Here is a 12,368-nt window from a genome sequence, read left to right as displayed (position 1 = left end):
AGGAGGCAATTAATTGCCTCCTTTCTCTAAATAACTGATTTTATTATTTACGTTGCTGATTTTTCAGGTAGTCTTGGATGCTCATTGGCGATGAACGTGGCGTAGAACTTGCTGTAGCACTCGCTGGAGCATCTACATTTGCACGTTTACTAATCGCTGGAACGTCGTCTTCATCAACAGGTTGTTGTGCCACTTGAGAAGCGCTGATATGCGAAGCTGCAGTACGTCTCTTCTGATCAACTTCACTTGCATTACGCGTTAAACCAGTCGCTATAACCGTAACACGAAGTTCATCACGTGCATCTGGATCGAATACCGTACCGTAGAAAATTTCACCTTCATCAAGATCGACAATCTGGTTCACGACATCTGTAATGATCTCAGTTTCACGCAAGGTAATATCATCGCCACCAGTGATGTTAATCAACACACCTTTCGCGTTGATAATATTCACATTATCAAGCAATGGGCTACGGATCGCCTGTTCAGCTGCCTGACGGGCACGATCTTCACCACGGCCTAAACCAGCACCCATCATTGCATAACCACGTGTACTCATCGCTGTTTTCAAGTCAGCGAAGTCGAGGTTAATGTGACCACGATTGACCACAAGGTCAAAAATACTGCGAACTGCGTTCAACAATACATCATCTGCCTTTTTATAGGCATCTTTCATTGAGATATCGCCATATACGCTGAGTAAGCGCTGGTTCGGAATAATAATCAATGAATCAACATGTGCTTCTAAGGCATCAATGCCTTTTTCAGCAGACTTTTGACGGCGACGGCCTTCAAAGTTGAATGGGGTTGTCACCACACCAACTGTCAGGATACCCATTTCTTTTGCAACTTCAGCAACAACTGGTGCAGCACCTGTACCCGTACCACCACCCATACCAGCGGTTACGAAGACCATATCAGTCCCTTCAAGGTGCTGACGGATCACATCACGGCTTTCTTCGGCTGCGATTTGACCCACTTCTGGATTCGCACCAGCGCCTAAACCACGCGTACTTTGTTCACCCAATTGAATTTTGAATGGCGCGTTCATGCTGTCCAGTGCTTGTTTATCTGTATTTGCACAAACGAACTTTACACCTTGAATATCTGACTGTGCCATGTGTTGAACAGCATTACCGCCACCACCACCCACACCAAATACTGTGAAACGGGCTTGACCGTTGCCATTGTCTAGTTCATCTTCTATAAATTCAAATGAGGCCATGACCTTTAGATTTCCTAATATTAATGGCAGTTACTTCAGCCCGTTACTGCCCTGATTTTTAAACAACTGATGTTTAGGATGCTGTTCAATAATCACCAGATTGTCAAGTACAGTGGGTGATTTAGAACAACTTCCTAACAAATTTTCCCAAAAATAACTACAACTTAAAAGATGGCCTTTAATTTGCTATTTAATGCATTCCAACCATTGGCAACCCGATCAACAAAACTACGATCGCTGGCCTCTTCTGGTTCTTCAACCGTATCTTGCAAATCACTCTGGCTAAACATCAACAGACCTGCCGCAGTAGCGTACATTGAACGACGCAATGCTGGTAAGTGCTGATCATCCGCATACACTTGCAATGGAGGGTTACCCAGATGCGCAGATACGCCTAACGTACGACGCGCCAAATTCACCATACCTTCAATTTGACACGCATCGCCAGTCAGTACCACACCATGATATAAACCATGAATTGCACCACTATGCTCCAGTTCTTCACGAATTAAGCTAAAGATTTCTTCATAACGCGCAATGATGATTTCTGCAAGTTCAATACGACTGATGGTTTGTGTGCCATCAATGCCTTGTACCTGAATCATATGATCTGGTTTTACTACACTAAGATCGACGCAGCCATGTAAAATCTTGATGCGTTCAGCTTCTTCAGTCGTGGTTTGTAAAACAGCTGCAATATCACGGGTCACATTCTCACCACCACGTGGCAAGGTACGTGCTAAAGCCAATCGACCATCCAGATAAACTGCAATATTGGTAATACCTGCACCGATATCAACCAGACATACACCATATTCTTTTTCGTCTTTTAGCAAACTTGCTTCAGCCGTTGCCAAGCAAGACACCACCATTTTCTCCACCCCGATATTCGCCCCTTTCATGGCACGATCAAGGTTTTGCATGGTGCTGATTGGCATCATCATCAACTGATAATGACCTGTCATGCTATGTGCAGACATATTCACAGGATTTTGCACCCACTCAGCCGAATCACCGAGTTCAAAGCCCAATGGAACAGCGCTGGCAAGATAATAATCAGGTGATAAATGGCTGGCTTTGGCCAACTCTAATGCGCGCACCACTTCATTTGTCGTAATAATATGATCGTGGTTGGCTACAGGGGTACGACCTGATGCATAAAAACTTTGTAATTCAGTACTCGGGATAGACACCCATGCGCTATGAATACGGCACTCTGCCATATCCTCTGCTTCGGATACTGCATTTTTAATCGCAGCAATGACCTTGTCCAAGCTGACAATCTTGCCTTTAACCATGCCTCGGTTGCGAGCAGTTGCCATGCCAATGACCTGTATCTTATCCGGTGCATGGACCTTACCAATCAAAACTGAGACTTTATGAGTCCCAATATCAATCGCAACAACTGAGGGAACAGCTTCACTCATTACTTCAATACCATATCTTTAGTGTTGTTTAGGACCACTGCCCTTTATTTTAAGCCACGTATTATGGCTTTGCCTGAATTGCCCCTGCAAGGCTTGTGTCATCAATCGTTACAACTAACTGACCGTTGACAATCTTTGGCGGAGCTGCATTTTTCCATTGAATGGCCAAACCATTCCGGTAACGCAGGTCAATTGCCGTGATTTTCGACCATACAGGTTTTAGATCTGTTTGTGCCAAATGGCTTAAGCGCTGGAGCTTGTTCATGGTTTGATCCTGATCCACGATAATCCGTAAACCTGAATCAAACTGCATAAACCAGGTCATACGCTCAGTTAAATACAGTTCTTTTAATCTTAAATTCGCTGGATGAAATAATTGGTTAATTTCATTATAGCGACGCATCATCATTTTGGATTGGCTGGCTGGCCCATGTAACAGTGGCAAATTTGGATGTGCTTGAGGAACAGCCTCACTAAACACTTCACCATTATCACTAAGCAAACGCCCTGTTCCCCAACGTGCAATCGCATGACGCGGCATCACCCGCACCCGAATTGCATTTGGCCAAGCTCGTGATACCACTACATGATCAACCCAAGATACTTTTAACGCCTGATCCCGAATCTGCTCTAAATCCGAAGTGAAATAATTATCTTTAATGACAGGATTTAGGTATTTAACTAATTGCTGATTTTCAACTTCAGAATTGGTTCCCACCACCTGCAACTCTGCAACTTTGGCATCCGTCATGACTTTATATAAGCCAAACAGACCTAATGTCAGTACAGCGAATGCAATAACAAGTAATGCCCAGCCCCCCGCATTCACCATCTTTTGTTTAGGCGTAGGCGGTTTCTCGTGAATCGAGCTAATGGCTGGTCGCGTTTTGCGACGCATAGATGCAGGAAGTTGAGCCATAAATAATTAAGCCGACTTTGCTAAAGTTTGCTCTAAAATCGCAACACAGAGCTGATCAAAATTATAACCAACGGCTTGCGCTGCTTTTGGTACGAGAGAGTGGCTGGTCATGCCTGGAACGGTATTAACTTCCAACAACCAGAAATTACCCTGTTCATCCTGCATCGCATCAATACGGCCCCATCCTTCGGCACCCACGGCCTGAAAAGCACGTAAGCACAATGCTTGCAAGCTCTTCTCTTCTGCTTCGCTTAAACCGCAAGGAATGCCATATTCCACATCATTACGCTGGTACTTTGCTTCATAGTCATAAAAAGCAACGTCTGCTGGTGGTTGTAAACGAATCACGGGCAAAGGCTGACCATTCAGGAATGAAATCGTGAATTCACGACCTGTAATCCATTTTTCAGCCATAACCACAGCATCATGTTGGGTCGCTTTTTCAATAGCCGCAGCAAAGTCTTCTGCTTTCTCAACCTTACTCATGCCAACACTTGAGCCTTCATGTACAGGTTTGATAATGACAGGTAGACCCAATTCAGCAATCACCGGATCAAGATCGGTGTCTTTGGTGATAATGCGGTAAGGCGCAGTCGGCAAATCACTGCCTTGCCAGATTTGCTTGGTTTTGACTTTGTCCATACCAATTGCAGAACCTTGCACGCCAGTACCGGTATATGGAATATTCAACCATTCCAGTACACCCTGAATTTGGCCATCTTCACCGCCACGACCATGCAATACGATAAAAGCACGATCGTAACCCACCAGCTCAGTCACACTACGATCTTGCGGATCAAATGCTTCTGCCTGCACACCCGAACGCAACAATGCATCTAAAACGGCCTGACCGCTGTCCAATGACACCGCACGCTCAGCCGATTTCCCACCAAATAACACAGCAACTTTGCCGAATTTCGCAGCATTTGACACGTTTATATCCTTAAAACTGTAAAACTTTTAATATTCAAAAAACAAAATTATTGGGCATACAAACGATGCTGAGCCAATTCTACCGAAATTGCACCCACGTTACCCGCGCCTTGTGTTAATAACAGGTCATTAGCTTGTAACACTTTTTGTAAAACGCTTGGTAAATTCCCTTCCACTGGATCAACCAGAATCGGTTCCACTTGACCACGCAGACGAATACTACGCGCCAAAGCACGGCTATCAGCGCCCACAATTGGTTTTTCGCCTGCTGAATAAACCTCTAACAATAACAATTGATCGACTTGTGATAATACATCCACAAAGTCATCAAAACAGTCACGCGTACGGCTAAAACGGTGCGGCTGGAACAACATCACCAAACGACGATCTGGATGGCTGGCACGTGCAGCCTTAATGGTTGCTTCAACTTCTTTTGGATGGTGACCATAGTCATCCACCAATTTCACCATGCCCTCGCCAACTTCATATTCACCTTGAACCTGGAAGCGACGACCAACACCGCTAAAGCCTTCTAAGGCACGGCAAATCGCACCATCAGAAACGCCTTCATCGGTTGCCACACCAATTGCAGCAAGCGCATTTAGGACATTATGCAAGCCAGGCTGGTTGATAGTGACACGTAATGGCTCACGGTCTTTACGCAATACCGTAAAGTGCGAACGCATGCCTTCCTGAGCTACATCAACAGCACGGATATCGTTGTCTTCATTGAAACCGTAAGTTAATACCGGACGGCCTACACGCGGTAAAATCTCACGAATATTGGCGTCATCACCACAGACAACTGCCAAACCGTAGAATGGCAGGTTATGCAAGAACTGGATAAACGTATCTTTTAATTTATCGAAGCTGCCTTCATAGGTATCCATGTGATCTGCATCGATATTGGTCACAATGGCTGCCATCGGCTGCAAATACAGGAATGAAGCATCCGACTCATCCGCTTCTGCCACGATAAAACGGCTTTCACCCAGCGCAGCATTGACCCCAGTGCTATTCAGCAAACCACCGATCACATAAGTTGGATCAAGGTTTTCTTCCGCCAACATGGTAGTCAACAAACTTGTGGTTGTCGTTTTACCATGTGTTCCCGCAACCGCGATACCATGACGGTAACGCATCAACTCACCTAACATTTCCGCACGGCGCACAATCGGTGTACGTTGTTCAATTGCAGCTTTAATCTCTGGATTTTCAGGATCAATCGCAGTCGATACCACCAGCACATTGGCATTTTTAATATTGTCTGCCGAATGGCCGATAAACACCTTGATGCCATTTGCTTCGAGTTGAGCTGTCGTTTTCGACGCTTTAATATCTGAACCTGAAATCTTATAACCTTGGTTACTCAATACTTCAGCAATACCACACATCCCCGCACCGCCAATACCAACAAAGTGGATATTTTTAATACGGCGCATTTCTGGCACTTTAATCAGCTTTTTGGCTTGGTTTGGATTTGTAGGAGACATAGATAAACTCGAATTACAATTTTTTAATCAGATCAACCACATGCTGCGTCGCATTCGGTTGTGCTTGTTGACGTGCTTTAATTGCCATTTCAGAGAGTAGCTGGCGATTGAGCAAACTGGCAAATAACTCATCTAAAACAGCAGGTGTCATTTCTGCTTGTTGGCAAATTTTTGCAGCACCTGCATTTGCCAAAAACTTAGCATTTGCAGTCTGGTGGTCATCCACCGCAATAGGTAAAGGAACAAAAACCGCTGCCAGACCCGCTGTTGCAACTTCTGTCACAGTCAACGCGCCAGCACGGCAAATAATTAAATCAGCTTCACTATACGCTTTGGCCATATCATGAATAAATGGCTCAACCTGAATATTTAATTGCTCAGATGCACCTTGATAAAGTGCACGCGTCGCATCTTGCTTATTTTGACCACATTGATGAAATACATTCAGCGGTACACTGACCTTTTTTAATGCTTCTGGCAAACGCTCATTTAACGCTTGCGCCCCCAATGAACCACCCACAATTAAAATATTTAGTGGCAATTGTTCCTGTTCACGAGTTTGGTAACGCCATGATGGATTCAAAATCGCAGTGATTTCAGCACGCACAGGATTTCCTGTAGTCACCACTTTATCACTACTTGGGAAAGTATCTGGAAAAGCCTGACATACGGTTTTCGCGATACGTGCCAGTTGGGTATTAGTAAAACCTGCAATCGCATTTTGCTCATGGATCAACACAGGAATACCCAGCAAACGTGCAGCCAAACCACCTGGCCCAGCGACATAACCGCCGAAACCAGCGACAGCATCAATTTTCAGCTGTTTCATATAGCGCATTGCGCTTAAGGTTGCTTTTAAAATTTTAAATGGTGCACTGAGCTTACGTAGCAGACCATTGCCACGTACACCTTGAATATCAATCTGATAAATTGGAATATTTTGATCTTTGAGTAACCGGTTTTCCATTCCCGTCGGGGTCGCCAACCAAGAGACCTGACAGCCTTCTTGTTGCAGTTGTTTGGCAACAGCAAGCGCAGGAAAAACATGTCCACCTGTACCAGCGGCCATCATCATGACATGTTTGGGTTTGTTCTGTGGTGAATTGGTCACGGTTTAATTCTTCAACTCAAAAAAAGGTTATCGTCTATTGTTTTCGAGCGTTATTTTAATCCTAAAGCTTCATTCACGAAAAGCGAATTTCACTTGTTTACAACAGAAAGCTGAGCTTTTTTCGATTCTTTGTTAAAAACTAGAGACTGCCGATATCTAAAAGCCCATTTGCATCCAAAATTCGAGTAAATACAAACGGGCAATTTGGTCAAAAAATAAGAATTATTTAATTTTTAAGCCCAGCTTCCAGCACTGCAAATAAATCATCTGCAATCGAGGTACCGAATTGTGCATCAATCTCGCGGATACAGGTTGGGCTGGTCACATTAATTTCAGTCACATAATTCCCGATCACATCCAGACCAACGAAAACCAAACCTTTTTCACGTAAGAATGGGCCAACTTTTGTTGCAATCAATTTATCATTTTCAGTCAGTGGACGAGCCTGTCCTAAACCACCTGCCGCCAGATTACCGCGCACTTCACCATTTTGTGGAATACGTGCCAGACAATATGGAATCGGTTCACCATTGACCATCAAGATACGCTTATCACCTTCTACAATTTCAGGAATATAACGTTGTGCCATGATCGGACGTGTACCCATTTCTGTGAGCATTTCCAGCGTCGAACCGATGTTTACCCCATCTTGGTACAAACGGAAAATGCCCATGCCGCCCATTCCATCAAGGGGTTTCACAATCACATCACCATGTTCTTTGATAAATTCACGAATCAGGCTTTGTTGAGACGTCACCAAAGTGGGAACTTGTAGTTCTGGGAACTGGGTAGCAAATAGCTTTTCATTGCAGTCACGTAGCGATTGCGGCTTATTGATAATCCACGCACCTTCACGCTCAGCCTGTTCCAGAATATAGGTGGTATAGACAAAATTCATATCAAACGGTGGGTCTTTACGCATTAATACCACATCGTAATCCGCTAATGACTCTTTGCGCTTCTCACCCAACTCGTAATAATGATTGTAATCTTCGAATACTTTCAAAGGAGAGATCAGACCAAAAGCTTTGCCTTGGTCGATATATAAATCGTGCTGTAATGCATAACCCAATTCATGTCCGCGACGGCTGGCCGCCCATAACATTGCCATGGTTGAATCTTTTTTAAGATTCACAGTTTCAATCGGGTCCATCACTACAAGTACACGCATAATCTGACGCTCGTATTTTTAATCTTGGCAAAAAGTATAACGAAGTTTACTGATGATGTTTAAACAAGTTATGTAATTATTAAATCTAAAAAATTCTAATTTATTCAAATCACTAGATTCTATTTATTTGAATAAACGATTTTCTTATGGATAAAAATTACTGGCAAATGAATCGATCGCCAGTAATTTGTAAAACATCAAATTTTAAATTCAACTTAAGCCAAAAGTTTTTGAATATCTTTGGCAATTTTTTCAGGTTTGGTGATCGGCGAGTAGCGTTTTACCACCTCACCATTTTGATTAATCAGGAATTTGGTGAAGTTCCATTTAATACTTTCACTCCCCAGAATCCCCTTGGCTTCAGAAGTTAAATATTGATACAAGGGATGTGCTGTTGGGCCATTCACATCAATCTTGGCAAACATTGGAAATGACACGCCATAATTACGCTGACAGAAGCTGCCGATTTCTTCGTTACTGGATGGATCTTGATTGGCAAATTGGTTACATGGGAAACCCAAAATCACCAGTCCTTGTTTTTGATAGTCTTGATATAACTTTTCCAAACCTTCAAATTGTGGCGTTAGACCACATTGACTAGCGGTATTCACGACTAATAATACTTTACCTTGATAATCAGAAAGCTTCTTTTGCTCGCCTTCTAACAGTTCAGCCTGAAAATCATAAATTTTGCTCATAGGTGTTCTCTCATCTACCCAATGGTGGAATTACTCAAAATAGTTTGCTTAATCATTCAGCTTGCTTATTTAATATTGCACACAATTATATTGTGTACAAGTTAATTATGCACAATGTACTTTTTAAACAATCCAATTTATACTGAATGTTCAACAATCAAGTCGAGCAAAAAACATCATGGCTGAAGTTTCATTTTTGGATAACCAAGTGTGTTTTGCCATGTATTCCGCGACCAATGCCATGATTCGCCAGTATCGTCCGTTGCTTCAGGAATACGATCTGACCTATCCGCAATTTATTGTGTTGCTAGCGTTATATGAGCGAGACAATGTGATGTTGTCAGAGATTGGACAAAAGACTTTTTTTGATTCCGGAACGCTGACACCCATTATTAAAAAACTAGAAGAAAAACAGTTTTTAAAACGTGTCGCAGTCAAAGAAGACGAACGAATGAAAAAAGTGATTTTGCTTGAAAAAGCGCTGGCGGCAAAAGATGAGATTATCGCAATTCCGTTTAAACTCGCCTGCGCTTTAGGCATGGAGCAGAATGATCTGCAGGCAATTCATAATCTGTGCCATCGTTTTTTAAAGGGTTTGGAACAATCGAAACTCGAGTCTATGGAAAATTAAATGCAGCAGGCCATTGTCGGTTTTCATCTCGATGAAGAAGGACATTATGTTGCTGATCTCGCCTGTGGGCATGGTCAGCATGTCCGTCATGATCCACCGTGGCAAAATCGTCCTTGGGTGTTAACCGAACAAGGGCGGAATGAAAAATTAGGAGTGATGTTGGAATGTAAGAAGTGTGAGGAGATAAATGGTGAGTGCTTTTAAACCCAGATAACTAAAAAAGCCCAATATATGATTGAGCTTTTTAATTATCTTTTTAGTTTAGATATCCATTTTTCTAAATAAGAAGAAAGGTAGATTACGGATAATCATCATAATGATTGCCCATTTACCTGGTGTATACACTGTCAATTTAGCTTTATCAATTCCTTGCACAATATCACTAGCAACTTGCTCAGGTGAGGCAAGCTTTCCTTTGCCAGACATTCCAGCCGTCATTGGTGTTGCTGTTGGACCCGGCTTAATTAAAGTTGCTGTAACAGAAGAACCGATTAAAGCTAGGCGGTGTTGTAATCCTTGCAGGTATTTATCAATCAATGCCTTGGATGCACCATATACATAATTTGATTTACGTCCACGGTCACCCGCTACTGAGCCAATCACAGCCAATTTACCATGATTATGCTCAATCATATGTTTCGCAATACTCTCTGTAAATAATACAGGTGAAAGTGCATTAACTTCGATTGCCTGTTGGCATTTGAGTAAATCATTTTGACATTGCTCTTGATCAGGTAAATTACCATGAGCAATCAGCGCAATATCGATTTTCCCTTGTTGATTAATGGTATTAATACAATCCTGAATCGCTGTAGCATTTACAAAATCAACAGTCTGGAATTGGATATTGGCCTGCGGCGTACGCACCTTAAGATCATTCACAACACGCTGTAATTTTTCTTGATCACGACCCAATAAAATAATTTCACAAGGCTGCTGTTTAAGCCAAAGTCTGGCGCAGTGTTCAGCAATAGCAGACGTCCCGCCTACAATTAAGATTTTTGGTTGATTTGACATTTAGGCCCCTAATAGACGACGAGACATTTCCGAGCTGATGCCGGGATCCCGATATTTTAAAAATTCATTTAAGCGCGGATAGCCCGCTTCAAATAGTGATCTTGGCATACGAGCATCTTTGGCTAAATAAAGACGACCTTGTGCTTGCTCGACAATATGATCCAATTCATTTAACAGTTTTAACGTTTTTTCACCACGATTAGGGAAGTCCAACGCCAAAGTAACACCAGATTTTGGAAAGCTCAGTAATCCACCAGACTCACGATCACCAAATGTTTTTAATACGGCTAAAAACGAGCCCTCGCCCGACTTTTTAATCGCATTTAACATCTCTTGGGTAACTTCTTTACCGATCTCTTTCGGAACAACACTTTGATATTGGTAAAAACCTTTTGGCCCATACATTTTATTCCATTCGTGCATGGCATCTAATGGATAAAAGAATGGCTCGTAATGTACTTTTTGTGACTGGCTTTTTAACGAGTTGCCATGAAAATAGGCAAAGTTAAAGAGAGGTAAACTGAGTTTGTTCACCAATGAAATAGGAGGTGTAATTGGAAATGTTTTATCGTTAATTTCAGGTTCTGCTTGCGCAGACACACTCGCCAGATTTCCCCGCGAAAAAAGTCCTTTGGCATTCGCACCATTCATACAATCAATCCAGGATACCGTGTATTCCCAGTCTGGTTCAGATGAATCAGAGAGTGAAAAAAATTCATCTAGATTGTGATAAGGAATAGTTTCTGCATCAATCCACGAACTTTGAACCGGACGCAATTGTATTTTCGCCTCTAAAATTATACCTGTTAGGCCAATTCCACCTAAAGTTGCATAGAACCAATCTGCTCTTTCAGTCTTTGAACACTCAATAATTTCACCATCAGTTCGTACAAGTTTTATTTGCAGAACATGGTCACCAAAAGAGCCAAAAGCATGATGGTTTTTACCATGTACATCATTTGCAATCGCACCACCGACGGTAATCATCTGCGTGCCTGGCGTTACAGGCAACATCCAGCCTTGCGGGATCAATGTCCGGTGAATATCTTGTAAGGTCGCACCTGCTTCACAGTGTAAAATCCCAGTATTTAAATCAAAAGACATCAGATGATTCATGGCTGTGGTCAACCATAGAGTACCATTGCCATTTAATGCGACATCGCCATAGCTACGCCCCATACCATGGGCAATGCCTGGAAAGCCGCCATGCTGTATTTGTCTAGAGGCTTGTGAAGGTATTATTAAAGGAATAGCGTGATGTTCAGTATTAGAAAGCCTACCCCAGGCCTGTACGTTTTTCATTTATGCCTCAACCTTACGAAACACAAAACGTTTATCTAAGTAATATTTGCAAATATAGCCAATCATTAGACCGATTATTCCACCTAGGTAACGCATTTCTTTGGTTTCAAAAACGATATGAAACCCAAACTCGAAACCCCAGAAAATAATTGTCGTAAAAAGGCCCATGATGGTATAAAGAATAAAGACTTTTCCATCATGTTTGGTATTCTGTGTTTTATATTTAAAAATATATTTCTTATCCAAAATGTATTTAACAACTAGGCCAACACCCGTGCCAATAACAATTGATATAAAAATATAAAAATTTCCAACATAAATATAACTAGAAATATCTTGTGCTATAATATTGCAAAACGTAGCAACTATAGCAAACGCTGTATAAAGCAGCGCGAGCTTAATCGAGTCCATCATTTATATTTAATATAGCGCTGAAAAAAA

Annotated in this window: 13 protein-coding genes; 2 read left to right on the top strand and 11 right to left on the bottom strand. The window is 42.2% G+C overall.

Translation table 11 applies throughout. The features are described from left to right. Window positions 1-43 precede the first annotated feature (43 nt). The 8 genes from ftsZ to PJ15_RS09060 all read right to left on the bottom strand — a co-directional run bounded on the left by ftsZ (window position 44) and on the right by PJ15_RS09060 (window position 8,977). Entirely contained in the window at window positions 44-1,225 is a 1,182-nt protein-coding gene (ftsZ, locus tag PJ15_RS09095; RefSeq protein ID WP_047430032.1) for a cell division protein FtsZ, read from the bottom strand. A 164-nt stretch (window positions 1,226-1,389) separates the two neighbouring features. Beyond that, a complete protein-coding gene (gene ftsA / locus PJ15_RS09090) occupies window positions 1,390-2,652 on the bottom strand; it encodes a cell division protein FtsA (RefSeq protein WP_004776251.1) in 1,263 nt (420 codons plus the stop codon). Window positions 2,653-2,713: 61 nt separating this feature from the next. After that, a complete protein-coding gene (locus tag PJ15_RS09085) occupies window positions 2,714-3,571 on the bottom strand; it encodes a cell division protein FtsQ/DivIB (protein ID WP_047430029.1) in 858 nt (285 codons plus the stop codon). Between the two features lie 6 nt (window positions 3,572-3,577). Further along, window positions 3,578-4,504 carry a D-alanine--D-alanine ligase gene (locus tag PJ15_RS09080; protein ID WP_004776253.1) on the bottom strand — a complete coding sequence of 309 codons (927 nt, stop codon included), beginning with the start codon at window positions 4,502-4,504 and terminating at the stop codon, window positions 3,578-3,580. A 47-nt stretch (window positions 4,505-4,551) separates the two neighbouring features. After that, window positions 4,552-5,997, bottom strand: coding sequence for a UDP-N-acetylmuramate--L-alanine ligase (murC, locus tag PJ15_RS09075; RefSeq protein ID WP_047430026.1), 1,446 nt, complete (start codon window positions 5,995-5,997; stop codon window positions 4,552-4,554). Window positions 5,998-6,010: 13 nt separating this feature from the next. Continuing rightward, on the bottom strand, window positions 6,011-7,108 hold the full coding sequence (murG, locus tag PJ15_RS09070; protein ID WP_081401154.1) for an undecaprenyldiphospho-muramoylpentapeptide beta-N-acetylglucosaminyltransferase: 1,098 nt from the start codon (window positions 7,106-7,108) through the stop codon (window positions 6,011-6,013). 226 nt (window positions 7,109-7,334) lie between these two features. Continuing rightward, window positions 7,335-8,279: a glutathione synthase gene (gene gshB, locus PJ15_RS09065; RefSeq protein ID WP_047430024.1), complete on the bottom strand. Its 945-nt coding sequence runs from the start codon at window positions 8,277-8,279 to the stop codon at window positions 7,335-7,337. A gap of 215 nt (window positions 8,280-8,494) precedes the next feature. Further along, window positions 8,495-8,977, bottom strand: coding sequence for a glutathione peroxidase (locus PJ15_RS09060; RefSeq protein ID WP_047430022.1), 483 nt, complete (start codon window positions 8,975-8,977; stop codon window positions 8,495-8,497). Between the two features lie 178 nt (window positions 8,978-9,155). On the opposite strand from PJ15_RS09060, the gene PJ15_RS09055 reads away from it, so the two are divergent. Next, entirely contained in the window at window positions 9,156-9,608 is a 453-nt protein-coding gene (locus PJ15_RS09055) for a MarR family winged helix-turn-helix transcriptional regulator (protein WP_047430020.1), read from the top strand. Further along, window positions 9,609-9,812 (top strand): DUF3565 domain-containing protein, encoded by a 204-nt coding sequence (locus PJ15_RS09050; protein WP_047430017.1) that lies wholly within the window; start codon window positions 9,609-9,611, stop codon window positions 9,810-9,812. It abuts the gene before it with no gap. A 57-nt stretch (window positions 9,813-9,869) separates the two neighbouring features. Here PJ15_RS09050 and PJ15_RS09045 read toward each other — a convergent pair whose 3' ends face one another. The 3 genes from PJ15_RS09045 to PJ15_RS09035 are packed head-to-tail and all read right to left on the bottom strand — an operon-like array spanning window position 9,870 to window position 12,341. Then, the gene (locus PJ15_RS09045; protein ID WP_005260175.1) at window positions 9,870-10,625 is read right to left on the bottom strand and encodes an SDR family NAD(P)-dependent oxidoreductase; all 756 of its coding nucleotides are present in this window, start codon (window positions 10,623-10,625) and stop codon (window positions 9,870-9,872) included. After that, window positions 10,626-11,927: an FAD-binding oxidoreductase gene (locus PJ15_RS09040; RefSeq protein ID WP_047430014.1), complete on the bottom strand. Its 1,302-nt coding sequence runs from the start codon at window positions 11,925-11,927 to the stop codon at window positions 10,626-10,628. It abuts the gene before it with no gap. Further along, window positions 11,928-12,341, bottom strand: coding sequence for a GtrA family protein (locus PJ15_RS09035; protein WP_032863994.1), 414 nt, complete (start codon window positions 12,339-12,341; stop codon window positions 11,928-11,930). Between the last annotated feature and the right edge of the window lie 27 nt (window positions 12,342-12,368).

The sequence above is a fragment of the Acinetobacter sp. neg1 genome (assembly GCF_000788125.1).
GTDB lineage: Bacteria > Pseudomonadota > Gammaproteobacteria > Pseudomonadales > Moraxellaceae > Acinetobacter > Acinetobacter vivianii.
The sequence above is the reverse complement of the archived record's forward strand: the minus strand, read 5'-3'. Positions and strand labels throughout refer to the sequence as shown.

What these genes read in the sequence shown, in the direction of transcription:
- PJ15_RS09050 (WP_047430017.1), top strand. Translation starts at nt 9,609, where the DNA reads ATGCAGCAGGCCATTGTCGGTTTTCATCTCGATGAAGAAGGACATTAT.
- ftsZ (WP_047430032.1), bottom strand. Translation starts at nt 1,225, where the DNA reads ATGGCCTCATTTGAATTTATAGAAGATGAACTAGACAATGGCAACGGT.
- PJ15_RS09085 (WP_047430029.1), bottom strand. Translation starts at nt 3,571, where the DNA reads ATGGCTCAACTTCCTGCATCTATGCGTCGCAAAACGCGACCAGCCATT.
- murC (WP_047430026.1), bottom strand. Translation starts at nt 5,997, where the DNA reads ATGTCTCCTACAAATCCAAACCAAGCCAAAAAGCTGATTAAAGTGCCA.
- PJ15_RS09045 (WP_005260175.1), bottom strand. Translation starts at nt 10,625, where the DNA reads ATGTCAAATCAACCAAAAATCTTAATTGTAGGCGGGACGTCTGCTATT.
- PJ15_RS09055 (WP_047430020.1), top strand. Translation starts at nt 9,156, where the DNA reads ATGGCTGAAGTTTCATTTTTGGATAACCAAGTGTGTTTTGCCATGTAT.
- PJ15_RS09060 (WP_047430022.1), bottom strand. Translation starts at nt 8,977, where the DNA reads ATGAGCAAAATTTATGATTTTCAGGCTGAACTGTTAGAAGGCGAGCAA.
- gshB (WP_047430024.1), bottom strand. Translation starts at nt 8,279, where the DNA reads ATGCGTGTACTTGTAGTGATGGACCCGATTGAAACTGTGAATCTTAAA.
- PJ15_RS09035 (WP_032863994.1), bottom strand. Translation starts at nt 12,341, where the DNA reads ATGATGGACTCGATTAAGCTCGCGCTGCTTTATACAGCGTTTGCTATA.
- PJ15_RS09040 (WP_047430014.1), bottom strand. Translation starts at nt 11,927, where the DNA reads ATGAAAAACGTACAGGCCTGGGGTAGGCTTTCTAATACTGAACATCAC.
- ftsA (WP_004776251.1), bottom strand. Translation starts at nt 2,652, where the DNA reads ATGAGTGAAGCTGTTCCCTCAGTTGTTGCGATTGATATTGGGACTCAT.